A 23,906-nucleotide genomic window follows, 5' to 3' on the forward strand; every position below is an offset into this window, starting at 1 on the left:
CAAGTACGTCCAGTACGAGGCCGACTCGGGCGCACGCCCAGCCGGGCGCCCAACGCCGCGCGCTGATCTGCCAAGATCCGCCGGACAGGCCCTAGTCGCGGGCGACCGGCCGGGCCGGGGTGTCCGGCGCCGTCGGGGCGGCCGCCCTGGTCACCAGGGCTCGCGGGCCAGGAAGGCCGGCCGCTGCTCCGGGTCCACCGGGTCGTAGTACCGGTGGTAGACCGGGGTCAGCCCGCCGGAGACCGGGGGCACGATCCAGCTCCAGTCCGCCGGGGTCGGGCGGCCGAGGCGCTGCTCCTGGGCGACGTGCTTGAGGAAGCGCGCCGACTCCGTGTGGTGGTCCGCGATCGTCACCCCGGCCTCCTGGAAGGAGTGCAGCACCGCGAGGTTGAGCTCGACCAGGGCGCGGTCGCGCCAGAGCGTTCGCTCGCTGGAGGTGTCCAGGCCCAGCCCTTCGGCGACGGTGCCGAGCATGTCGTAGCGGTCGGCGTCGGCCAGGTTGCGGGCGCCGATCTCGGTGCCCATGTACCAGCCGTTGAACGGCGCGGTGGGGTAGCGGACGCCGCCGATCTCCAGCGTCATGTCGCTGATCGCGGGCACCGCGTACCAGCGCAGCCCGAGGTCGGCGAACCAGGCGTGCTCGGGGTGGCTGAGCGGCACCTCCAGGGTGGTGTCGTCCGGCAGGCCGTACCAGCGCGGGCGCGCCTCGGGGCTTTCCTGGAGCAGCAGCGGCAGCACCTCGAAGCGGTCCTCGGCGCACTTCCAGCCGAGTTCGCGGGCCCGCGCGGCGAGTTCGGCGCCCGCCGGATCGCCGACCACGGCGCCGACCACATCGCCGTCGACCCGGTGCCCGGCGTAGCGGACCAGCTGCTGGTTGAGGATCCGCGGGGCCGGGCGGTCCGGGCGGTCGGGGGCGAACACCGAGACCACCGGGCGGATCCGGCCGCCGTTGCCCGCCAGCCGGAGGTGCTCGAAGCACTCGGCGGCGATGTCGTCGGGGTCGGACAGGTGGCGCAGGTCGCGGACCACCAGGCTGCGCCAGTACAGCCGGCCGATGCAGCGGGCGGCGTTGCGCCAGGCGAGCTTGGCGCCGTAGGCGAGTTCGGCGGGGGTGTGGTGGTAGCTGCCGGTGCGGTCGATCTCCTCCCGGACGGCGCGCAGCCTCGGCCCCGGGCCGCCGGCGGTGGGCTGCTCGCGGTGGAACTGCCGGACGAACTCGGCGGCCTGCCCGGGGTCGGTGAACGGCGCTGGCGCGGACGGCAGTTGCGGCGCCGGTGCCGGCTCCGAAGTCCGCTCCGAAGTCTGTTGCGGGGTCAGCCGTGGGTCCGGGGCCGGGTCCGGCCGCAGCCCCGGTCCGGGGGTCGGCGGTACGGGTGGTGCGAAGTCCGGCGCGGGGTGCGCGTGGGCGTACGGACAGCCGCCGCTCGGGGCGGTGGCGGTTCTGCGGGTGCGGAGCCGGTTGAAGATCAAGGACACATCCCTCCTGGCGAACAGGAGTACCGGAGGTGTCCGGCCCACCGCAGGGAGTGAACGATTCGGCCCCCGCACCCGCGCTCAGCGCGCTAGGGTGCGGGGGCCGAAGGTCGGATCGTACGACCGGAAGGCGTCGGGTTGTGAGGGCTGTGGGGGGCTTCGGTCAGCCCATGTCCTCCAGGCGGACGCCCTTGGTCTCCTTCATGTACTTCGCGACGAAGACGAGCGACAGCGCCGCGAAGGCCGCGTACACCAGGTAGGTCGCCGAGAGGTTCCAGCGCGCGAGCGACGGGAACGACACGGTGATCACCCAGTTGGCGATCCACTGCGCGGAGGCGGCGACGGAGAGCGCGGCGGCGCGGATCCGGTTCGGGAACATCTCGCCGAGCATCACCCAGACGACCACGCCCCAGGACATCGCGAAGAACAGCACGAAGGCGTTGGCGGAGATCAGCGCGACGGTGCCCTGGAGGTCGGGCAGCGTGACGTTGTCGCCGGAGCCGGTCGCGGAGGAGAACGCCCAGCCGGCGGCGGCGAGGGTGACGGCCATGCCGGCCGAGCCGATCAGGGCGAGCGGCTTGCGGCCGATCCGGTCGACCAGCAGGATCGCGATCACGGTGCCGAGGATGTTGATGACCGAGCCGATGAAGCTGATCAGCAGCGAGTTGCTCTGGTCGATGCCGACCGACTGCCACAGGATCGACGAGTAGTAGAAGATCACGTTGATGCCGACCAGCTGCTGGAACACCGACAGGCCGATGCCGACCCAGATGATCGGGAGCAGGCCGAAGCGGCCGCCGAGCAGGTCGCGGAAGCGCGGGCGGTGGTCGGAGGCGATCAGCGACTGGATCTCGGCGATCCGGGCGTCGGTGTCGATGCCCTCGCCCTCGACCTCGACCAGCACCTTGCGGGCGTCGTCCAGGCGCTCGGCCTGGATCAGGTAGCGGGGGGACTCCGGGATCACCGAGGAGAGCACGAAGTAGACCGCGGCCGGCACGACGCAGATGCCGAGCATCCACTGCCAGGCCTCCAGGCCGAGCAGGCGGCCGCGGGTGTCACCGCCGGCGGCGTCCGCCAGCACCCAGTTGACCAGCTGGGATATCGCGATCCCGAGCACGATGGCGGCCTGCTGGAAGGAGGCCAGCCGGCCGCGGTACTTGGTCGGCGCGACCTCGGCGATGTAGGTCGGGGCGATCACCGAGGCGATGCCGATGGCCGCGCCGCCGAGGACGCGCCACAGCGCGAGGTCCCAGGGGGAGAACGGCAGCATCGAACCGACGGCGCTGACCGCGAACAGCAGCGCGCCCGCCTTCATGACCTTGATCCGGCCGTAGCGGTCGGCGAACCGGCCGGCCAGCGCGGCGCCGACCGCGGAGCCCAGCAGCGCCGAGGAGACGATCAGGCCGGTCTCGCCGCTGCCGACTCCGAACTTCCCCTGGATCCCGGAGACGGCGCCGTTGATCACGGAGCTGTCGTAGCCGAAGAGGAAGCCGCCGAGGGCCGCTGCGGCGGTGATGAAGACGACGAAGCCGAGGCGGCCGGGCGCGGTGGCCTCGGCCGCCCCGGAGGGCTTCTGGGTGACGCTCACGATCTTGACTCCTGGTACTCAACGCTGAGCTCGGTAGCCGAGATCGTAACCCCTATTCGTTCAAGCCTTGTAGGCGGGGAGGCTCAAGTTTTGCTCTGAGAATTCGTAAGGTGAACAAGCAAATTGGGACCTCCGGGGTAACCCGCTGGTGGCTCGCTCCTCGCTCGCTCAGGCCGGGGCGGAGAGTGAGAGCCCGAACCGGCCCTCCGGGTCCGTCCACCAGTGGGTCAGCCGCAGCCCGGCCGCGGCCAGCTCCCCGGCCACCCGCTCCCGGCGGAACTTGGCCGACACCTCGGTGCGCAGCTCCTCGCCCCGGTCGAAGTGCACCGGCAGGTCCAGGGCCGGGATCTTCACGGTCTGCGTGCGCAGCGAGCGCAGCCGCATCTCGATCCACTCCTGCTCCGGGTCCCAGAGCGCGACGTGCTCGAAGGCCTCCGGGTCGAAGTCGGCGCCCAGCTCGCGGTTGAGCACGTTGAGCACGTTGCGGTTGAACTCGGCGGTCACCCCGGCGCCGTCGTCGTAGGCGGCGACCAGGACGGCCGGGTCCTTGACCAGGTCGGTGCCGAGCAGCAGGAAGTCGCCCGGGTCGAGGGCGGCGCGCAGGCCGCGCAGGAAGCCGGCCCGCTCCTGCGGCAGCAGGTTGCCGAGGGTGCCGCCGAGGAAGGCGACCAGCCGGGGGCCGCCCTCCGGGGGCAGGCCGAGGCGGGCGGTGAAGTCGGCCAGGACGCCGTGCACGGCCAGCCCGGGGTACTCGGCGGCGAGCGCGGTGCCGGCCGCGACCAGGGCGCTCTCGCTGACGTCCACCGGGACGTAGGTCTCCAGGTCGCCGGTCGAGCGCAGCGCGTCCAGCAGCAGCCGGGTCTTCTCGGAGGAGCCGGAGCCCAGCTCGACCAGGGTGCGGGCGCGGGTGGCGGCGGCGATCTCGCCGGCCCGGGCGGTGAGGATGGCCCGCTCGGCGCGGGTCGGGTAGTACTCGGGCAGCCGGGTGATCTCCTCGAACAGCTCGCTGCCCCGGGCGTCGTAGAACCACTTCGGCGGCAGCCACTTGGGGTCGGCGGTCAGTCCGTGCCGCACGTCGTGGTGCAGCGCGGTGCTGAAGTGGTCGGCGGGCAGCAGTCGGGTGAGATCGAATGTGTCCATGACAGGGTGGTTCCTCTGTTCAGAAGATGAAGGGAGAGTGGAGGGTCAGTAGTGGCTGGGGAGCCGCCGGACGGTGACGCCCGCGGCGTCGGCCAGCAGCAGGGAGCCCTCCGGGACGGGCGTCCAGTCCGGGGCGTCGTCGTACGGCTCGGAGGCCGCCACCGTGCCGAGGCCGGGCAGGCTCCGGTGGTGCAGGGTGTCGCCCCAGGTGGTCGCGGCGAGCGCGGTGCCGTCGGTGAGCAGCAGGTTGAGCCGTCCGGTGGTGTGTGCGGTGACGTCGGCCACCGTGCCCGCGAGCGCCTCGCCGAGGCTCTCGCCCCGGCGCAGCCGGTGCAGGGTGAGGGCCCACAGCAGGGCCGAGTCGCTCCGGGCCTCCAGCTCCAGCAGCTCGGCGGGCGGCAGCAGGGCGGCGAGCGCGTCCAGCTTCCCGGGCCAGCCGGCCACCGCTCCGTTGTGGCTGAACAGCCAGCGCCCGGCGGCGAACGGCGCGGCCGCGGCCTCGCCCGCCGCGCAGCCGTCGGTGGCGGAGCGGACGGCCGCCAGCAGCGCCCGGGTGCGGATCACCCGGGCGAGGTCGGCGAAGCCGGCGTCCGCCCAGATCGGCCCGGACCGGCGGTAGCGGGCGGGCACCTCGTCGCCGTCCGCGTACCAGCCGAGGCCGAAGCCGTCCACGTTGACCGTCCCGTACTGCTGGGTGCGCGGCGCCCAGGACTGCCGGTGCAGCGCGTACGGCGGCCGCACCAGCAGCTCCTGGGGTGCCACCGGCTCGCCCAGGTAGGCGATGTGACGGCACATCAGGCGCCCTCCTGCCCGTGCTCCGCGCCGCGGGCGCCGCGCTCCGGGGCGCGGGCGTCGTGCTCCGGGGCGCGGGCGTCGTGCTCCGCGCTGCGGGCGGTGCGGAAGCCGGAGAAGATCTGCCGCCGGACGGGGTAGTCCCAGTTGCGGAAGGTGCCCCGGCAGGCGACCGGTGCCACCGCGAAGCAGCCGCCGCGCAGCACCTTGTGCTCGGGTCCGAAGAAGACCTCCGAGTACTCCTTGTACGGCCAGGCCCGGAACCCCGGGTAGGAGTGGAAGTCGCTGGCCGTCCACTCCCACACATCGCCCATCAACTGCCGTACCCCGTACGGTGATTCGCCCGCCGGATAGCTTCCGGCGGCGGCCGGTCGCAGATGCCGCTGGCCGAGGTTGGCGTGCTCGGGGCCGGGTGGGCCGTCGCCCCAGGGGTAGCGCCGCGACCGGTCGGTGGCCGGGTCGTGCCGGGCCGCCTTCTCCCACTCGGCCTCGGTCGGCAGCCGCCGCCCGGCCCAGCGGGCGTACGCGTCCGCCTCGTACCAACTGACGTGCAGCACCGGCTCGTTCGGCGGCACGGGTTCGACGGCGCCGAACCGGCGGCGGAGCCACTGGCCGTCCTGCCGCTGCCAGAACAGCGGGGCGGTCAGGTCGGCCCGCAGCCTGTGCTGCCAGCCCTCCGCGGTCCACCAGTGCGGGTCGTGGTAGCCGCCGTCGGCGATGAAGCGCTGGTAGGCGGCGTTGGTGACCGGGGTGGTGTCCAGGAAGTAGGCCGGCAGGTCGACGCGGTGCGCCGGGCGCTCGTTGTCCAGGGCCCACGGCTCGGTGTCCGTGCCCATGGTGAACGGGCCCGCGGGGATCAGGACCTCGGCGGGCAGGGTGGCGGCGTCGGCGGGCGCGGGCGGCGGCGGGGGAGCGGCCAGGGCGGGTTCACCCCGGCGGAGCTGGTGGGTGATCAGCATCGTCTCGTCGTGCTGCTGCTCGTGCTGGGCGATCATCCCGAAGGCGAACCCGGCGTCCAGCAGCGGTGCGCCCTCCAGGGGGCTGGCGGCCAGCAGGTCCAGCACCCGGCCGCGCACCTCGTGGGCGTACGCGCGGGCCTCGGCCGGCGGGAGCAGCGGCAGGCTGGGGCGCTCGGCCCGGGGGTGCTCGAACGCGTCGTACAGCGGGTCGATCTCGGGGTGCATCGGGTCCCGGCCGCCGACGTTGCGCAGCAGCCACAGCTCCTCCTGGTTGCCGATGTGCGCGAGGTCCCAGACCAGCGGCGACATCAGCGGGGAGTGCTGGGCGGTGAGGTCGGTGTCCTCGACGCAGTCGGTCAGCGCGGCGGTCCGGGCGCGGGCGGCCAGCAGTTCGGCGGCGATGCTCTCGCGCAGGGCCTCGGTCCCGCGGGTGGGATCGATGCCGGGGGTGGGATCGCTCCCGGGGGTGGGATCGGTGCCCGGGGTGGCGGGCGGTCGGACGTCGGTCATGATGCCTCCTCCGGGGGAGTGCGTCGGGTGCCGGAGCGCAGGGCGTCCAGCTGGTCGTCGGCCGGGCAGCGGCCGCGCGCGGGGTAGCGCTCGGCGAACTCGGCGACGGTGGCGCGCAGCCGCCCGGCGCCGGGCAGGCGGCCCAGCGCGGCGTCGGCGGCGGCGAAGCAGGTGAGGGCGGCGCGGCGCAGCTCGGGGTCGGCGACGCCCAGGGTGGCGGCGCGGCGCCAGACCCCGCTGCGCGGCGGGCGCGCACCGGCGGCGCCCTCCCGCCGGTCGGCGGCGTCGAGCGGTTCCAGCGCGGCGAGTGCGGTGTCGGCGGCCACCGGGTCGTCCAGCAGCGCGGTGACCAGGGCGGTGGGCACCACCCAGCCGTCACCGGGCTGGGCGTCGATCATCCGCAGCTCCAGGTGGCCGCGCGGGCGCACCGGGGGGAACAGGGTGGTGCAGTGGTACTCCAAGTCGGCCAGTGTGGGCGGGCGTTCGCCCGCGCCGCGGGTCCAGTCGCGGAAGGTCAGGCCGGGCGGGGCGGTCCAGGGCCGCCCCTCCGGCCTTCGCACGCACAGGACTTCGGCGTCCAGCACGTACTGCGCCCAGGCCTCGCGGGGGTCGCCGTGGTCCGGCTCGGGGGCCAGGGTGCGGGTCGGGTCCATCCGGGACCAGACGGTCTGCCGGGTGGACCGGTGGCCGGTCGGCTTCCCGTCCAGGAGCGGGGAGTTGGCGAAGGCGGCGACCAGCACCGGGCCGAGCCGGTGGACCAGCTGCCAGCGCCGCTCGACCGCGTGCGGGCCGGCCGCGTCACCGGCGTCCAGGCACACCTGGACGGACGCGGTGCCGGTCATCATGACCCGGCCCCAGGGCCCGGCCGAGTCGAAGAAGCGCTCCATCGCGAGGTAGCGGGGGTGGTCCAGCACCATCCGTCGGGGGCGGGCGAGCGGGTCCGTCCCGGTGCCGGTGAGGCGCAGGCCCTGCGCCGCGAAGGCGGCCCGCAGGGCGGTCAGATCGCGTCGGGTGTCGTCGACGCAGGCCAGCAGGCCGGTGGCGGGCGGGGAGCTGAGCTCGACCTGTCCGCCGGGTTCGAGCGTGAGGCGCGAACCGGAGGGGAGCGAGGTGCCGTCGGCGCCGCCCAGGGGCAGCGATTCCAGCGCGGCGTGGAGCAGTTCGGGAGGAACCGGCCGGCCGGGACATCGGTCGTCATGGACGAACCACTCGACCTCCACCCCCACCAGGCGGGGCGGTCCGATCTTGAAGCAGACGCCCGACACGTGGCTGCGCGCCCCCGATTCGGTCAACGGGGTCACCCCCGTCGGGGGCGGTGCTGCGCTCTGCCGGTCGGGCGGAGTGGTGCGGGACGTCGGTATCACCGGACTCACCATCCTCGGGATCACGATTGCGGCCCGGTCTACTTTGCCCAGTCTGCTACGGAGCATGCGGGGGCGCTTCGCAAATATCGCGTGAATGTTCGTTTTCGCAGGTCAGGGCCATGGCGATCGGGTGAATGCGGGGTTCTCGGGGGCTCCGGGGAGGGCTGCCCGGCCGGGGCACGTGCCCCGGTCACAGGCGGTCCAGGCGCTGCAGGACGGTGTCCAGCACCGGGCCCGGCAGGGCGTAGTTGAGGCGAAGCGAACCCGCGCCGCCCGGGCCGAACTCGGCGCCGTCGGAGGCCTCCAGGCCGCAGCGCTCCAGCAGCGCGGCGCGGGCGCCGGTGGGCGGCAGGCCGAGGGCGGCGGCGTCCAGCCAGAGCAGGTACGAGGCCCGCGGGACGGAGCGGACGGCGGGGCCGAGCCGCTCGGTGAGCCGGGCGCGGGCGGCGGCGAGGTGCGCCAGCAGCGCGTCCAGCCACGGGCCGCCCTCGCCGAGCGCGGCCCGCTGCACGGTCTGCTCCAGCAGGCCGCCCTCCCAGAGGCCGTAGCCGGCCAGGGTGTCGGTCAGCCGGGCGCGCAGTGCCGGGTCCGGTACGAGGGCCCAACTGCTGGGAATGCCCGAGCAGTTGAAGGTCTTGCCGACCGAATTCAGGGTGACGACGGCGTGCCGGTGCGCCGGGTCGGCGGTGGTCACGGCGACGGGGTGGGCCCGGCCGGGGTGGGTGAGGTCGCCGTGGACCTCGTCCGAGACCAGCAGGGCGCCCGCCTCCGCGGCCCACCCGGCCAGCCCGCTCAGGTACCCGGTGTGCCACACCGTGCCGGAGGGGTTGTGGGGGTTGCTCAGCAGGACGGCGGACGCGGGGCGGGGAAGTGGGCCGCCCGGGGAGCGGTAGCCGGTGGGGGAGGGGCGCAGCGGCAGCTCGCGGTACGGGAGGCCGGCCGCGCGGCAGAGCTGGGCGAAGCCGCCCCACTCGGGGGTGGGGAAGAGGACGGGGGCCTGCTGGTCCGCGGTCCCCGTCCGGACGGTCTCCAGGAGCAGGCGCAGCGCGGTGCGCGGGCCGCAGGGGAGCAGCAGGACCCAGTCCGGGTCGACCTCGACGCCGTGCCGGGCGCGGTACCAGTCGGCGACCAGGGTCCGCCCGGCCGGATCGCAGACGGTGTACCCGTAGGCGGGGTGGCGGGCGCGCCGGGCCAGGGCCTCGGCGACGGCGGGCGGACCGGGGAGGTCCATGTCCGCCAGGCCCATCGGGATCACGCCGGGGGCGGCGGCCCGGGCCCACTTGCTGCTGCCGGTGCCGGTGCGGTCGAAGGGGGCGTCGAAGCCGAACGCGGAGCCGGGGTCGGGGCCGGGGTCGCGTTCGGAGTCGGGGTCGCTGCCGGGGCCGGGGTCGCTGCCGGAGTCCGGCGAACAACTGACAGCTGACAGATGTCGAAAGTTGAAATCTGTTCGCTGAAATCTGTCATCTGTCATCTGTTCGCCGTCCTCGTCCGCCGTCGTCACCCGCCAGGTACGCCGCCAGTCCGCGGCCTCCCCGGCACATCATCACCGCGTGGTTGGCCCGGAACAGCGGGTGCAGCGGCAGGGCGAGGCGTCGCAGCAGGGGCTTGGCGGGGCGGGCGTCCTCCTCGAAGAGCACCCGGCACCGCGTACCGCCCGGCCCGTCCGCCGTCACGGTGAACCGCGACCAGCCGACCAGGTCGCCCCGCATCGCCGCCTCCAGCACGCCGGACGCCGGGTCGCGCCGCCGGGCCTCCAGCCCGATCACCAGCCGGTACGGCAGCAGCGCCCGGAGCACCACCTCGCCGGACCCCGCACCGGTCTCCCGGGCCGCGCGGACCTCCGGCCACCACAGCGGATAGCTCCGTACGTCCGCCAGCGCCGCGTACACCGCCGGGGCCGGTGCCGCGAGGCGCCACTCGCCCCGGAAGCGGTAGTGGTTGGGATCCACGGCTCCACCCTAGGGAGAGCGCCGTCCGCGAGGAAGGGTGCAGTCCGCTTGCACCCGTTCGGGGTGCAAGGGAGGATCTTGTGTGCTTGTAGTCTCATCAGTCACGGCAGCACCTCCCGGCGCTGCGCCCCCGGATCCGGAGTGAAGGAGTCACAGGCATGCGGCGACCGAGCTGGGTACCGGAAGGTATGGACCTGGACAAACCGAACGCCGCGCGGGTCTACGACTACTACCTCGGGGGCTCCCACAACTTCGAGGTCGACCGGGAGATGGCCCGCCGGGCGATGGCCCTGTGGCCCGAACTGCCCCAGATCATGCGCTCCAACCGGGCCTTCCTGCGCCGCGCCGTGGCCTTCCTCGCCGAGCAGGGCATCAGCCGCTTCCTGGACATCGGCTCCGGCATCCCGACCTTCGGCGCCGTGCACGAGATCGCCCGGGCGATCCGCCCGGGGGCCGAGGTGGTCTACGTCGACCGCGACCCGGTCGCCGTCGCCCACAGCCGCCTGCTGCTGGAGGAGGACCCGCACAGCGCCGTCGTCCAGGCCGACCTGCGCGACATCGAGGACCTGCTGGACCGCCCCGAGGTGTCCGCCCTGCTGGCCGGCGACGAGCCGGTGGCCGTCCTGCTGGTGGCCGTCGCCCACTTCGTCAGCGACGACGAGGACCCCTGGAAGCTGATCGCCGCGGTCCGCGACCGCCTCCCCGCCGGAAGCGCGCTGGTCCTCTCGCACGCCTCCCTGGAGGCCCGCCCGGACCAGGCCGAGGACCACCAGAAGCTCTACCGGATGACCCCGACCCCGCTGACCATGCGCACCCGCGACCAGGTCACCGCGATGTTCGACGGCTTCGAGCTGGTCGAACCGGGCGTGGTGCACCTGCCGCAGTGGCGCCCCGACCAGCCGGGCACGGTCGGCGAGCACCCCGAGCGGATCGCCGGGGTGGCGGGCGTGGGGTTCCGCCCTTGAGCGGTCGCGCCGGGAGAGCAGCCGACGCCCGCACGCCCCGTGCGGCGGCCGCCGGACGCCCGGCCCTGCCCAGCGCCGCCGTGAGCCCCGCCGCTGTGACCCCCGACGCCCCGGCCTCCGCCGCGACGGGCAGCGCCGTCGGGACGCTCCGGTGAGCGGCGCGACCCCGCCGGGCGGCGACGCGGAGCGGTTCCACGAGGACTGGTCCCGGCTGCTCTCCGCCGACCACGGCATCGCCGTCCACCCCGGCCTGCTCGGCCGGCTGGTCGCGCGCACCGCCGCGCTGCTGCACCGGGCCCAGCAGAACGACCCCTTCGAGCCCCGGCTGGCCTCCCGGGCCGGTGCCGAACTGGTCGACGGGCACTTCACCGACCCGGTGCTGCTCGCCCGCGCCGTCGAACTGCTTCAGGCCCAGCCGCTCCACGACGGCCGCGGCCCCGCCCTCACCGGCGCCTTCGCGGCCGGCTGGGCGAACGCCCTGCGCGAGCGCACGCTGCGCGAGCAGGAGGCCATCCGCACCGCCGCCGACGCCGCCCGCAAGGAGGCCGAACGCGCGCTGCGCGCCTCCGAGGCCCGCTTCCGCGCCCTGTTCGAGAGCGCCGCGATCGGCATCGCGATCGGTGACACCGACGGCACCATCCTCGCGGTCAACAAGGCCGTGCAGGAGCTGTTCGGCGCCGGGCCGGGGGACATGGTCGGGCGCCGGGTCGACGACCTCGTCCACCCCGAGGACACCCCGGGCGTCTGGGAGGCGTACGAGGAGCTGATCAGCGGCAAGCGGGAGTACTTCCAGTTCGACAAGCCGTACTACCGGCAGGACGGCGAGGTGGTCTGGACCCACCTGACGGTCTCGCTGATCCGTGACGACGACGGGGTCCCGCAGTACCAGGTCGCGATGCTGGAGGACGTCACCGACCGCTACCGCCTCCAGGAGCGGCTGCGCCACCAGGCCACCCACGACCCGCTCACCGGCCTGCCCAACCGCGCCGCCTTCTTCGAGCGGCTGGAGAAGGTCTTCGACGAGCCGGAGCCGGGCGCCCGCTTCGGCCTCTGCTACGTCGACCTCGACGGCTTCAAGGTGGTCAACGACAGCCTCGGCCACGACATGGGCGACCAGCTGCTGTCCGCCGTCGCCGCCCGGCTCAAGGCCGCCCTCACCCCGCTCGGCCACCTGGTCGCCCGGCTCGGCGGCGACGAGTTCGTGGTGCTGCTGGAGAACTGCCGCGGCGAGCAGGAGGCGGTGGCCGCCGCCAAGACCGTGCTCAAGGCCCTGGCCGGGCCGGTGCTCATCGGTGACCACAAGCTCGCCGTCGGCGCCAGCGTCGGCGTGCTGGAGCGGAGGGTCTCCACCACCACCCCCGGCGCCGCCGTCCGGGCCGCCGACCTGACGCTGTACCGCGCCAAGGAGGCCGGCCGCGGCCGCTGGACGCTGTTCGACCCCAAGGAGAACGCCCGCGCGGTCAGCCGCTACGCGGTCTCGGTGCGGATGCCGGCCGCCCTCGACCGCGGCGAGTTCTTCATCGACTACCAGCCGCTCTACCGCCTCGCCGACGGCCGGATGGCCGCCGTGGAGGCGCTGGTGCGCTGGCGCCACCCGCAGCTCGGGGTGCTCGGCCCGGACGAGTTCGTCACCACCGCCGAGGAGACCGGGCTGATCATGCCGCTCGGCCGCTGGGTGCTGGAGCAGGCCTGCGGCCAGGCCGCGGACTGGATCAAGCACTACGGCGACGCCGCGCCGCAGCTGAACGTCAACCTGGCGGTGCGGCAGGCGCGCAGCGCCGCGCTGGTCACCGACCTCGGCCGGATCCTGGACGGCACCGGACTCGACCCGGCCCGGCTGCAGCTGGAGATCACCGAGTCGACGGTGGTCGGCCCCGAGGACGAGGCGCTGCGCACCCTGCACGGGCTGGTCGACCTCGGGGTGTCGCTGGCGGTGGACGACTTCGGCACCGGCTGGTCCAACCTCTCCTACCTGCGCGACCTGCCGGTCTCCGGGCTCAAGATCGCCGGGTCCTTCGTAGGCGACCTGCACGACCCGGCGAAGGACGGCGCCACCGGGTGGCGCATCGTCAGCGGCCTGGTGTCGATGGCGCACACACTCGGCCTGAACGTCACCGCCGAGGGCGTGGAGACCCGCAAGGACGCCGAGCGGCTGCGCGGGATGGGCTGCGACTGGGCGCAGGGCTGGCACTTCGGCCGCCCGGTGCGGCCCGAGGAGATCGCCCGCCGGATCGTCGAGGAGCCGGAGGGGCGCCCGGTAGAGGAGGGGTGAACCCGCCCGGGGAGGGGTGGGCCCGGCAGCTCCCGGCTCGGCTCCCACCTCCGCGCGCACGGGTTCCGGAACCGTCTCGGAACCGATCCGGAAACCGCCCTGCGGCCCTGCCCGGTATGCGGGATGATGGCGCGTCAAAATCACCACCCGGCACCGGTGCGCCCGTGGTCAACGCCTCCGCACCGGCCCCGGGGATCGGGGGAGGGGTACGCCGTGATGGGCGCAACGGAGGGCTCCGGTCCGGACGGTCCGGACGGTCCGGGCGGTTCGGGCGGTCCGGGCGGTTCGGGCGAGGGGGACGGGCGCCGGGGGCGGCCGGAGGAGTCGCCGCGGACCAGGGTCGACTGGGGCTCCCGGGAGCGGGGCACCCGGTTCCGGGGGTCGTGGGACCCGCGGCGCGGGCGGGGCGGAGCCCGGGACCGGGCCGCGGAGGAGGTCCGCCACGATCCGGAGGCCGCCACCCGGCGGACGCCCGGGCCCCGCCACGACCCGGAGGCCGCCACCGAGGTGCGCCGACCGCGCTCCGCGGCCGGCGGCCCGTCCTGGCAGGACAACATCGGCCCGGGGCCCGCGCCGGGCGGCGGACCCGCACCCGCACCCGCGGCCGGGCCCGCGCCCGCACCCGGGCCCACGGGCGGCCCCTTCGAGGACGACTTCCCCGAGGCCCTGCTGGACCGCTTCACCCCGCTGGGCAGGGCGGGCGCCGGCGCGGAGGGCACCGTCTGGTACGTCCGGCGCACCGACGGCGGCGCCGACGCCGCGGTCAAGGTGGCCGTCGGCGGCCAGCGGATGGACCACGACCTGCTCGCCCACCTGCGCAACGACGGCTTCCGCCGGCACGTCCCGCACCTGATCGACTACGGGCGGGTCCGCCACCACGGCGTGCCGGTCGACTGGGTGGCGATGGAGTACCTGCCCGTCACCCTCTCCGCGCACGTCGCCGCGCTGCGCCGCGGCGGTGCCCACGCCGACCCGCGGACCACCGAGCAGATCGTCTACGAGCTGGTCTCGCTGCTGGAGTTCTGGCAGCGGCGGATCCAGCGCAACCCGCTGGACTTCAAGCCGGTCAACATCCTGGTGCGCCCCGGCCGCGGCCCCGGGGAGTTCGTGATCGCCGACTTCGGCGGCGTCGACCGGCTCACCGACAGCCGCCGGTTCACCTCCACGATGATGGTCACCGTCGCCTACATGGCCCCCGAGCAGCTGGCCGGCAAGAACCACGAGGCCGGGCCCTGGTGGGGGCTCGGCAACGTGCTGTACGAACTGTTCGTCGGCCGGCCCCGGTTCGTCGGGGCGGACGGCGAGCGGGCGGCCGACCACGACCTGGAGCTGGAACTCGTCATGGGCGAGGAGGTGGACCTCTCCGCCGTCTCCGACCGGCGTCAACTGCTCCTACTCCAGGGCCTGTTCACCAAGAAGCCGGAGGACCGCTGGACTGCTGCGGAGGTCCGCAGCTGGTTGGCCGGCGGCAGCCCGGCGGTGATCCGGCGCCGTCCGCAGGCCCTGCGGCCGATCACCTTCCTGGGCGACCCGTTCACCGACCCGGTCCGGCTCACCGAGGTGCTGCTGCGCAACTCCGGTGCGGCGGCGCGCTGGCTCGCGGCGGTCGGGGCGGAGCGGCTGCGCGACTGGCTGCGCGACGAGGTCAAGGACTCCGTGTTCGACCTCCACTACCTCACCGACGTGGTCCGCGCCCCCGGCTCCCGGCGCGAGGCGGTGGCCGGCGTCGCGGTGCTCGCCCTCGGCGCCGCCTTCGCACCGGGAGCCGTCCCGCACTACCGTGACCGGCCGGTCGACCCGGCCGGGCTGGAACGCGTCGCCACCGAGCCGGACGGCGCCGCGTTCATCGACGAACTGGTCCGCGGCGGTGCCCCGGCCGTCGCCGCGCGCTACCACTGCTTCCACCCCGAGTGCTCCGGCGAGCACTGCTCCCGGCTGCTCGCCCTCGCCGCGCTCCCGGACGTGCTCGCCGAGGTGGAGCGCACGGCCCGGACGGTCGGCGGCGGCCGGCGCGGTGACGGCGGCCTCAGCCCCGAGGAGCGGGAGGAGGCGCACCGGCTGGCGGTCTGGCTGAGCATCCGTCCGGAGGAGCGGTACCGGCTGCTCGGCCGGCTGTCCCCGCTGCCCGCCGCGCTGCACCGGTTGCCGCTGCCGGTACGGGTGTCGGAGCTGGCCGCGCTGGTCGCGTCGGCGGTGGTGGACGGGGCGCTGACGGTCGGCGCCGGGGCCCGTACGTCGGCGCGCTCGGCGGCCCGGCGGCCGGCGCCCGACCCGGCGGCGGCCACCCCGCGGGACGTGGTGCGGCGGCGCTGGTCGGCGCTGCGGCGGCGGGCGGTGGGAGCCGACCCGGACCAGGTCGCGGGGCGGGCGGCACTGGTGGCCGCGGAGGCGGTGCGGCGGCGCGGTCGGGGCCGGGCGGAGCGGCCCGAACCGGAACCGGGGGCGCTGCGGGAGGGCGGTGCGCGGCCCGGGCGGGCGGCCCGGCTCTGGGCGGAGCGGCTGTGGGGGGAGCGGCGCCGGCGGCCGCCGGTGGACCGGGCGGCCCGGCTGCGGCTCTGGTGGCCGTACGCCCGCACCATGCTGCCGCGCCGGGTGGCGGCGGTGGCCCTGCTGGTGGTGGGCCTCGGGCTGCTGCTGTGGGCGGGAGCGGTGCTGCGCTACCCGGTCGAGGCCGGTCACGGGCTCGACCTCTCGCCGGACCTGTTCGGCGGGCCGCTGCACCTCGCCGGGCGGCAGGCGGCCGAGCAGGTGGTCGGGAAGCTGGGGGCGGCCTTCGTGGCGGCCGCCGTGCTCGCCTTCTTCCCGGCCCCGGTCGGCCTCGGTACGGCGCTGCTGGCCGGGGTGGGCGCGCTCGCGATCGGCTACCTGCGGCTCGGACCGCCGATGACGGCGGTGGAGGCGCCGCGGCCGGTGGCCGAGCGGGTGGTCATGTTCGAGGGCGGGATGGGGAGTTGGGCCGGGATCGCGGTGGTGGTGGCGGTCGTGGTGGCCGTGGTGCTGATCGAACGGGGGGCCAACCGGCTGCTGAGGCCCGCCCAGCGGGCCCGGCGGCAGGTGCGGGAGGCCTGGCGGGACCTCGACCGGCGGGCCGCGCGGGCCGCCCGGGTGGCGGGTACCGGGACGGGTTCCGGTACGGGCGCGAGGGCGGGGACGGAGGCCGCCGGGGCGTGGCGGCCGGGCCGGGCCGGCACCCGGGACCGGCTGCGGTTCGCGCTCACCGGTACCGGGGTGCTGGTCCTGCTGCTGTGGGCGGCGGTCGAGGTGCGGCTCGCGGCCACCGGCCCGCACCGCACGCCGGAGTCCTGGGGCACGGGGCAGACCGGTGCGGCCTACCAGGCGGGGTTCGTCGTCCTGCTGGCCGCGGTGTCGTTGCTGAGCACCCTGGGCACGCTGGTCACCGCCCGGGTGCTGCTGGTCGGTTGGATCCTCGGCACCCTGTTCCTGGGCGCGTGGCCCGGGGCGCTGGGGCCGGTGGAGGCGCTGCGGATCCCGGTGTTCGAGGGGCTGTTCGGCGCGGTCGCGGGCTGGTGGGGGCACGGCGCCTTCTGGGCCGCGCTGCTGGTGGCGCTGCCGCTGGCGGCGTACGGGGTGCTGCGGGCGGCGCGGGCCCGGGGGCGGGGCGGCGTCGGCTGACGGCCCCGTCCGGCCCGGGGGCGCGCCGTCCGGTTTGCCCCGCCCGGTTCGCAGCGTCCCGACCGCGCCGTCCGGGCCGTCCGGGCCGTGCCGGCCCGCCCGCGCCGATCGCGGTGGTCAGCCGACCAGTCGGGAGAGCTCGATCGAGTGCCCGGTCCGCTCCACCTTCGCGGTCAGGTAGCGGACGTTGCTCGCGGACAGGTGGACGCCGGTCGGCACCCGACGGCGGACGGTGATCCCGAGCCCGGCCAACTGGGCGGCCTTGTCCGGGTTGTTGCTCAGCAGGTCGACTTCGTCGACGCCGAGCGCGGTGAGCATCTGGGCGGCCGCGGTGTAGTCCCGGCCGTCCTCGGGCAGGCCCAGCGCGGTGTTGGCGTCGTAGGTGTCCAGGCCGGAGTCCTGGAGGGCGTAGGCGTCCAGCTTGTTGTAGAGGCCGATGCCCCGGCCCTCCTGGCGGAGGTAGAGCAGGTAGCCGCCGGCCTCGCTGATCCGCTCCACCGATTCGCGCAGCTGCGGGCCGCAGTCGCAGCGGTCCGAGCCGAAGACGTCGCCGGTCAGGCACTCGGAGTGCAGCCGCACCAGGGGGGTTCCGCCGGCCGGGACGGTGCCGAGGGCGAGCGCGAGGTGTTCGGCGCCGTCGGCGAGGCCGTGGAAGGTGGAGACCTCCGCATCGGCGCGGTAGCCGTCCGGGAAGGTCAGCGGGATGCGCACGTGCGAGCGCACCGTGGCGGAGCCGGGCTGAGGCATGGTGGGGCCTCCGTCGATCGGGGGTGGACCGGGGTGAACCGCTCCGGATCCGGACGGATCAGGGCGGGTCGGATGTCGACCGTACTCGGTCGTTCCAATTTGAACAACTGCTTACTGCCGGTGACCGCGGCGACTACGGAGGCGAACAACACCCCGCCCGCCCCCGCTGTTCCCGTACGGCGGTCCAGCATGTGGAAGGGACGGGACCCGAGGCATGGACACTGCGACACTTCGTCCCGTTTCCTGGGCACGGGAACGCCTCGCGCACGACCACCGACGACCACGGAAGGTCCTGATCAGATGCCCACGAGCCGCGCCACCACTCCCTCCGCCGCCTCCGCCGCTCCCGCCGCCGACCGGCCCCGCCTCGACGCCGAGCAGCGCGCGATCGAATCGCTCTACGCGGACGTGGTCCGCCGCAACAAGGGCGAGACCGAGTTCCACCAGGCCGTCCACGAGGTGCTGGAGACCCTCGCCCCGGTGCTCGCCCACCGCCCCGAGCTCCTCGACGCCCGGATCATCGAGCGGATCTGCGAACCCGAGCGCCAGCTGATGTTCCGGGTGCCGTGGACGGACGACTCCGGCGACATCCACGTCAACCGCGGCTTCCGGGTCGAGTTCAGCAGCGCCCTCGGCCCGTACAAGGGCGGCCTGCGGTTCCACCCCTCGGTGAACCTCGGGATCGTCAAGTTCCTCGGCTTCGAGCAGATCTTCAAGAACGCGCTCACCGGGCTGGCGATCGGCGGCGGCAAGGGCGGCTCCGACTTCGACCCCAAGGGCCGTTCGGACGCCGAGATCATGCGGTTCTGCCAGTCCTTCATGACCGAGCTGCACCGGCACCTCGGCGAGCACACCGACGTGCCGGCCAGTGACATCGGCGTCGGCGGCCGGGAGATCGGCTACCTGTTCGGCCAGTACAAGCGGATCACCAACCGCTACGAGGCCGGCGTGCTGACCGGCAAGGGCCTCGGCTGGGGCGGCGCGCAGGTCCGCACCGAGGCCACCGGCTACGGCTCCGTCCTGTTCACCGCCGAGATGCTGGCCAGCCGCGGCGACGGCCTGGACGGGCGCCGGGTGCTCGTCTCCGGCTCCGGCAACGTGGCCGTGTACGCGATCGAGAAGGCCCAGCAGCTCGGCGCGACGGTGCTGACCTGCTCCGACTCCTCCGGCTACGTGGTGGACGAGAAGGGCATCGACCTCGACCTGCTCAAGGAGGTCAAGGAGGTCCGGCGCGGACGGATCTCCGAGTACGCCGAACTGCGCGGCAGCCACGTGCGGTTCGTCGAGGGCCCGGGCGTGTGGAGCGTGCCCGCCGACGTGGCGTTGCCCTGTGCCACCCAGAACGAGCTGACCGAGGCCGACGCGCTCGCCCTGGTCCGTAACGGGGTGCTGGCCGTCGCCGAGGGCGCCAACATGCCCACCACCCCCGAGGCGGTGCGGGTCCTCCAGGAGTCCGGGGTGGCCTTCGGGCCGGGCAAGGCGGCCAACGCGGGCGGCGTCGCGACCAGCGCGCTGGAGATGCAGCAGAACGCCTCCCGCGACTCCTGGACCTTCGAGCACACCGAGCAGCGGCTCGCCGGGATCATGAAGCACATCCACGACTCCTGCCACACCACCGCCGAGCGCTACGGGCACCCGGGCGACTACGTGGTGGGCGCGAACATCGCGGGCTTCGAACTGGTCGCGGACGCGATGCTGGCCCAGGGCCTGGTCTGAGGCCGGTCACCCGGCGATCGGTGCCCGACCGGAGCGGGCACCGATCGTCGGGTACGGCAAGGTGGGTCCTTCCTACGGTGGTGATCGGCAAGGGAAGGACGGGGCGGCAGTGCTGGAGCACCTGAACCGGGCGATGGAGCACATCGAACGGCGCCTGGACCAGGAGATCGACGTGGCCGAACTGGCGCGGATCGCGATGACGTCGGAGTACCACTTCCGGCGGCTGTTCTCGATGCTCGCCGGGATGCCGCTGTCGGAATACGTACGGCGCCGGCGGCTGACCGTCGCCGGGGCGGAGGTCCTCGACGGCGGGCGGACGCTGCTCGACATCGCGGTCAGCTACGGCTACACCTCGGGGGAGGCGTTCGCCCGGGCGTTCCGGGCGATGCACGGGGTCGGGCCCGGAGAGGCCCGGCGCGAGGGTGCGGCGCTCATCTCCCAACCCCGGATGTCCTTCCGACTCATCGTGGAGGGAAGCAGCAGCATGGAGTACCGGATCGTCGAGAAGCCGGACTTCCGGATCGTCGGGAAGAAGGCCCGGGTCCCCCTGATCTACCTGGGGGTCAACCCGCACATCGCCGAGTTCATCCGGGGGTTGGGCGCGGAGACCGTCGAGCGGATCACCGCCCTGACGGCGAAGAACCCGCTCGGCATCGTGTCGGTGACGGACGACTTCTCGCCCAACCGGGAGGAGGGCTCCGAACTCGACTACTGGCACGCGGTGGTGGCGCGTGAGGACGCCGTCGTCCCGGACGGCCTGGACGTCCTGCACGTCCCGGCCGGGACCTGGGCGGTGTTCACCAACCGCGGGCCGTTCCCGCAGGCCCTCCAGGAGATGTGGGGGGACACCTACAGCCAGTGGTTCCCCTCCAACCCGTACGAGACCCGGCCGGGTCCGGAGATCCTCCGGACCAGCTTCGTCCCGGGGACGGGCGACGCGGAGGCGGAGCTCTGGCTCCCGGTGATGCGGGCGGTGCGGGGCTGACGGTCGGCAGGTGGCGGCTGACGGGTAACGGCCGACAGCCGACAGCTAACAGATGACAGAAAACAGATGACAGCTGACGGATAACAGATGTTGAAATCTGTCATCCGTCAGCTGTCTTTTGTTCGTCCGCCCCCGTTCGGCCCACCAGCGCCCGCCCCCGCCCCGCTGCGCCCCCCATGCTGGGGCGGGGGAGCAGGTGCCGCAGGGCGCTACCCGAGGAGTGGGATCACCGATGGCCAAGGCGTTCGGCTTCATCGACTACGGCGGACCGGAGACGCAGGAGTTCCTCGACCGCCCGGTGCTCGACCCCGGCCCGGGGCAACTGGCGGTCACCGTTCGGGCCGCCGGAGTCAACCCCGTGGACTGGAAGATCCGCCGGGGCTTCCTCGGCCGCGAGCGCCAACTCCCCGCCGTGATGGGCCAGGAGGCCTCCGGAGTGGTGCAGCGGATCGGTCCCGGGGTCACCGGCTTCACCCCCGGCGACGAGGTGTTCGGCCTCGTCGCCGCCGGCGCCTTCGCCGAACAGACCCTGCTGCGGGCCGAGTTGAGCGCCCTCAAGCCCGATGGCGTCGGCTTCGACCTGGCCGCCACGCTCGGCGTCTCGGTCGCCACCGCCGATGACGCGCTGCGCCAACTCGCCCTCGGTGCCGGGCGTACGCTGCTGATCCTCGGGATCGCCGGCGGCGTCGGCAGTGCCGCCGCCCAGATCGCCCGCAGCCGGGGCCTGGTCGTGCTCGGCACCGCGAGCGACGCCAACCGGTCGTACGTGGAGTCCCTCGGCGCGACGCAGATCCGCTACGGCGACGGCGTCGCCGAGCGGATCGCCGAGGCCGCCCCCGACGGTGTCGACGGCATCCTCGACCTGGTCGGCGGCGACGCCCTACGGGCGGTGGCCGGAGTCCGGACCGACCGGACCGAGCTGGTCAGCACCGCCGACCCGGCCACCGCCGCCGAGCTCGGCGGCGCGTACGTCACCCGCTCGACCAGCTCCGAGACCCTGGCCGCCCTCGCCGCCCTGGTCGCCGCCGGCGACCTCGACCCCCAGGTCACCGGCCGCTACCCGTTCGGCCGCGCCGGCGAGGCGCTCGCCGAGGTCGAGTCCGGGCACACGCGCGGCAAGGTGGTGCTCGAAGTCTCCTGAGAGAGCGGAGCTTTGATGGTCAGTCAGGTCAAGGCGCCGCAACACAGCCCGAGCGTCCCCGAGAGCCGAGAACCGAGAGTCAAGGGCCGAGAGCCATGAAGCAGACCTCCGTCACCACCGATGCCCCCTGCTGGGTCGAGCTGGGCACCGACGACCCGGCCGCCGCCCGGGTCTTCTACGCCGAACTGTTCGGCTGGCGCCCCGAGAGCGGTGTCCGCCCCGAGGACGACGGCTACACCCAGATGTTCCTGGGCGAGGCCGCGGCCGCCGCCGTCACCCCGCGCTACGCCCCGCAGCAGCCGGTGGCCTGGACGGTCGCCATCGCGGTCGCGGACGCCGACGCCACCGCGGCGAGGGCCGAGGCGGCCGGCGGCAAGGTCCGCAAGGAGCCCACCGACGTGACGGACCTGGGCCGCTTCTCGGTGGTCGCCGACCCGTCCGGCGCCGTCCTCATCCTCTGGCAGGCCCGGGCCTTCGCGGGCGCCGGGGTGTTCAACGAGCCGGGCTCGCTGGGCTGGGTGGAACTGGCGACCCGGGACGCGGCCGGGGCGCGGGCCTTCTACCCGGCGGTCTTCGGCTGGTCCGTCGCGCCGTCCGAGCACTACACCCAGTGGGGCCTGGACGGTCAGGACTTCGGCGGCATGGTGGTGATGGACGACGGCTTCCCGCCGCAGGTGGCGCCGCACTGGCTGCCGTACTTCTCGGTCGCCGACGTGGACAACACCGTCGGCCGGGCGGTCGCGATGGGCGCGGACGTGCTGATGCCCGCCTATTCCATGCCGGGCCGGCGGATCGCCGTCCTGCGCGACGCCCAGGGCGCCCCGTTCGGCGTCTACACCGACGGCGAGGCCGGGGACGGCGGCGGGGGGCCCTGAACGGCCGGTCCTCCCGTCCGCCGACGGGCGGAGCGCGAACGCAGGTCGGCCGCTCCCGCGCCCGCCGTGACGAGCAGCGCGCCCAGCGGCACCACGTCGCCGATCCGGTCGTACCAGGTCAGCGTCCCGGGCGCGGTGAGCGGCAGCCGTACGGTCAGCGCGCCGGTGGAGTCGGTGCCGAGCCGGGCGAGCTGCCGGCCCTGGGCGTCGAAGGCGGCCGAGACACCGGTCAGCGAGGCCTGGACGGCGGGCCGCCCGGTCTCGGCGGCCCGGATCGCGGCCAGCGAGACGTGCTGTTCGGGTGCCCAGGTGTGCTGGAAGGTCGAGGTGGAGGACTGGTAGACCAGCACCCGGGCGCCGTCCCGGGCGGCGGTGCGCGCCATGTCCGGGAAGGCCGACTCGAAGCAGATCAGCGCGCCGACCGGCAGCGGCCGGCCCGCCCGGTCGGTGGCGGGCAGTACGTGGAAGGCCGTGCCGGGGGCCCGGTTCTCGCCCGCGGCCCGGCTGACCCCGGCGATCCAGCCGAGGACGGGCCGCAGCGGGATGTACTCGCCGAAGGGCACCAGCCGGATCTTCCGGTAGCGGTCGACCACCCCCGCGGGGGAGACCAGCACCGCGTCCTTGGAGATCCGCCCGTCCGCCTTGCGGGCGTCCTCCCCGGCCATCACCTCGGCGCCGGTGGTGGCGGCGAGCCGGCGCAGCGCGTCCAGGGCGGCCGGGTCGCGGTCGAGGTCGGCGGTGGTGCTGCTCTCGCCCCACACCACCAGGTCGACCGGCCGCCCGACCAGGTCGGCGGTGGCCCGGACGCTCGCGTCGAAGCGGGCCTGCGGGTCCTCGACGACGCCGGGCTGGACGAGCGCCACGGTGACCGCCCCGGCCCCGACCGGTGCCGGGCGCAGCGCGAACAGCAGTGGTCCGGCGGCCAGCACCAGGACGGTGACCAGCGCCGCGACCGCCCGGGGCCGCCGGGGCACCGCCGTCAGGATGATCAGTACTCCGGTGTTGACGGCCGCCACCGCGGCGCTGACCAGCCAGATCCCGCCCGCCGAGGCGAGTCCGAGGACCGCCGGGTGCTGCCACTGGGTGGCGCCGAGCAGTGCCCACGGTCCGCCGAGCGCGTGCCAGGACCGCGCGTACTCGGTGCCCACCCAGACCGCGGGGACGACCAGCAGGGCGAGCAGTGCCCGGCGGGTGGTCGTCGGCGGGCGCAGCAGGCGGTGCACCGCGTACCCGACCGGCGCCTGCAGGGCCCCGAACAGCACGGCGAGTACGGGCAGCGCCGGTCCGACGGAGGGGACCAGCCAGTACATCGCGGTGAGGATGAAGCCCGCCCCGAACCACCACCCGCGCACCGCCGCCTCCCGCCCCGACGGTGCCCGTTGGGCGAGCAGCAGCCCGGGGACGAGCGCGACCCAGGCGAGCCAGGCCTGGCCGGGGGTCGGGAACGCGACCACCGGTACGGCTCCGGCCGCCAGTGCGGCGAGCCGCGCCCGGTAGCGGTGGCGGTGCGGTGCGTGCGGCTCCCGGGCGTCGGTCGGGGCCGTGCTCGGGACTGGGCCGGCGGTGCCGGTGCGGCGCGACATGCCCCGTATTGTCCGCTCGGGTGACGGCCGGTGCCAGATGGCGGTACGCGTGGTTGACGCCGGTCCTCGGAACGGTGCAGGTCGTTGGAACGAGCCGTTGGAACAAGCGGACGGATTCCCGTGACCGAACCGCGGCCGGCCCCCCCCCCCCGGGGGGGGGGGCCGGCCCCCCGACAGGGCGGGGGGGGGAGCCCCAAAAGACACACACCCGGGG

17 protein-coding genes are annotated in these 23,906 nt (G+C 74.7%); 7 read left to right on the forward strand and 10 right to left on the reverse strand.

Going from position 1 to position 23,906, the window contains the following annotated elements; genetic code table 11:
- Nucleotides 1-150 precede the first annotated feature (150 nt).
- From ACFXOZ_RS37045 to ACFXOZ_RS37080, 8 genes are all read right to left on the reverse strand, one after another.
- Nucleotides 151-1,263 carry a nitric oxide synthase oxygenase gene (locus ACFXOZ_RS37045; protein WP_380594353.1) on the reverse strand — a complete coding sequence of 371 codons (1,113 nt, stop codon included), beginning with the start codon at nucleotides 1,261-1,263 and terminating at the stop codon, nucleotides 151-153.
- 373 nt (nucleotides 1,264-1,636) lie between these two features.
- Nucleotides 1,637-3,061 carry a sugar porter family MFS transporter gene (locus tag ACFXOZ_RS37050; protein ID WP_375884984.1) on the reverse strand — a complete coding sequence of 475 codons (1,425 nt, stop codon included), beginning with the start codon at nucleotides 3,059-3,061 and terminating at the stop codon, nucleotides 1,637-1,639.
- 168 nt (nucleotides 3,062-3,229) lie between these two features.
- Complete coding sequence (egtD, locus tag ACFXOZ_RS37055; RefSeq protein ID WP_380407490.1) at nucleotides 3,230-4,201, reverse strand: L-histidine N(alpha)-methyltransferase; 972 nt, start codon at nucleotides 4,199-4,201, stop codon at nucleotides 3,230-3,232.
- Between the two features lie 45 nt (nucleotides 4,202-4,246).
- Nucleotides 4,247-4,996 carry an ergothioneine biosynthesis protein EgtC gene (egtC, locus tag ACFXOZ_RS37060; protein WP_380594336.1) on the reverse strand — a complete coding sequence of 250 codons (750 nt, stop codon included), beginning with the start codon at nucleotides 4,994-4,996 and terminating at the stop codon, nucleotides 4,247-4,249.
- On the reverse strand, nucleotides 4,996-6,462 hold the full coding sequence (gene egtB, locus ACFXOZ_RS37065) for an ergothioneine biosynthesis protein EgtB (RefSeq protein ID WP_380522585.1): 1,467 nt from the start codon (nucleotides 6,460-6,462) through the stop codon (nucleotides 4,996-4,998). Before egtB ends, egtC begins: the two co-directional genes overlap by 1 nt.
- Nucleotides 6,459-7,763 carry an ergothioneine biosynthesis glutamate--cysteine ligase EgtA gene (gene egtA, locus ACFXOZ_RS37070; RefSeq protein WP_375885307.1) on the reverse strand — a complete coding sequence of 435 codons (1,305 nt, stop codon included), beginning with the start codon at nucleotides 7,761-7,763 and terminating at the stop codon, nucleotides 6,459-6,461. Before egtA ends, egtB begins: the two co-directional genes overlap by 4 nt.
- Nucleotides 7,764-8,016: 253 nt before the next feature.
- Nucleotides 8,017-9,297 (reverse strand): aminotransferase class I/II-fold pyridoxal phosphate-dependent enzyme, encoded by a 1,281-nt coding sequence (locus ACFXOZ_RS37075; RefSeq protein ID WP_380594338.1) that lies wholly within the window; start codon nucleotides 9,295-9,297, stop codon nucleotides 8,017-8,019.
- The gene (locus ACFXOZ_RS37080; protein WP_380594340.1) at nucleotides 9,287-9,775 is read right to left on the reverse strand and encodes an SRPBCC family protein; all 489 of its coding nucleotides are present in this window, start codon (nucleotides 9,773-9,775) and stop codon (nucleotides 9,287-9,289) included. Before ACFXOZ_RS37080 ends, ACFXOZ_RS37075 begins: the two co-directional genes overlap by 11 nt.
- 158 nt (nucleotides 9,776-9,933) lie before the next feature.
- On the opposite strand from ACFXOZ_RS37080, the gene ACFXOZ_RS37085 reads away from it, so the two are divergent.
- The 3 genes from ACFXOZ_RS37085 (at nucleotide 9,934) to ACFXOZ_RS37095 (ending at nucleotide 16,645) form a co-directional block, all read left to right on the forward strand.
- The gene (locus ACFXOZ_RS37085) at nucleotides 9,934-10,740 is read left to right on the forward strand and encodes an SAM-dependent methyltransferase (protein ID WP_375885001.1); all 807 of its coding nucleotides are present in this window, start codon (nucleotides 9,934-9,936) and stop codon (nucleotides 10,738-10,740) included.
- Between the two features lie 151 nt (nucleotides 10,741-10,891).
- A complete protein-coding gene (locus tag ACFXOZ_RS37090) occupies nucleotides 10,892-13,012 on the forward strand; it encodes a putative bifunctional diguanylate cyclase/phosphodiesterase (protein WP_375885004.1) in 2,121 nt (706 codons plus the stop codon).
- A gap of 216 nt (nucleotides 13,013-13,228) precedes the next feature.
- The gene (locus tag ACFXOZ_RS37095) at nucleotides 13,229-16,645 is read left to right on the forward strand and encodes a hypothetical protein (protein WP_380594342.1); all 3,417 of its coding nucleotides are present in this window, start codon (nucleotides 13,229-13,231) and stop codon (nucleotides 16,643-16,645) included.
- A gap of 117 nt (nucleotides 16,646-16,762) precedes the next feature.
- Here ACFXOZ_RS37095 and ribA read toward each other — a convergent pair whose 3' ends face one another.
- Nucleotides 16,763-17,392, reverse strand: a complete 630-nt coding sequence (gene ribA / locus ACFXOZ_RS37100) for a GTP cyclohydrolase II (RefSeq protein ID WP_380594344.1) — start codon at nucleotides 17,390-17,392, stop codon at nucleotides 16,763-16,765.
- A gap of 300 nt (nucleotides 17,393-17,692) precedes the next feature.
- Here ribA and gdhA point away from each other — a divergent pair, with 300 nt between their 5' ends.
- The 4 genes from gdhA (at nucleotide 17,693) to ACFXOZ_RS37120 (ending at nucleotide 22,109) form a co-directional block, all read left to right on the forward strand.
- A complete protein-coding gene (gene gdhA / locus ACFXOZ_RS37105; protein ID WP_380594346.1) occupies nucleotides 17,693-19,108 on the forward strand; it encodes an NADP-specific glutamate dehydrogenase in 1,416 nt (471 codons plus the stop codon).
- Nucleotides 19,109-19,217: 109 nt separating this feature from the next.
- On the forward strand, nucleotides 19,218-20,093 hold the full coding sequence (locus ACFXOZ_RS37110) for a GyrI-like domain-containing protein (RefSeq protein ID WP_380594348.1): 876 nt from the start codon (nucleotides 19,218-19,220) through the stop codon (nucleotides 20,091-20,093).
- Nucleotides 20,094-20,325: 232 nt separating this feature from the next.
- Nucleotides 20,326-21,234 (forward strand): NADP-dependent oxidoreductase, encoded by a 909-nt coding sequence (locus ACFXOZ_RS37115; RefSeq protein ID WP_380594350.1) that lies wholly within the window; start codon nucleotides 20,326-20,328, stop codon nucleotides 21,232-21,234.
- Between the two features lie 95 nt (nucleotides 21,235-21,329).
- The gene (locus tag ACFXOZ_RS37120; protein WP_375885019.1) at nucleotides 21,330-22,109 is read left to right on the forward strand and encodes a VOC family protein; all 780 of its coding nucleotides are present in this window, start codon (nucleotides 21,330-21,332) and stop codon (nucleotides 22,107-22,109) included.
- On the opposite strand, the gene lnt is transcribed toward ACFXOZ_RS37120, so the two are convergent.
- Nucleotides 22,067-23,692 carry an apolipoprotein N-acyltransferase gene (lnt, locus tag ACFXOZ_RS37125; RefSeq protein ID WP_380594352.1) on the reverse strand — a complete coding sequence of 542 codons (1,626 nt, stop codon included), beginning with the start codon at nucleotides 23,690-23,692 and terminating at the stop codon, nucleotides 22,067-22,069. The two genes, ACFXOZ_RS37120 and lnt, sit on opposite strands and share 43 nt — an antisense overlap.
- Nucleotides 23,693-23,906 lie beyond the last annotated feature (214 nt).

The sequence above is a fragment of the Kitasatospora sp. NPDC059160 genome, from assembly GCF_042755465.1.
GTDB lineage: Bacteria > Actinomycetota > Actinomycetes > Streptomycetales > Streptomycetaceae > Kitasatospora.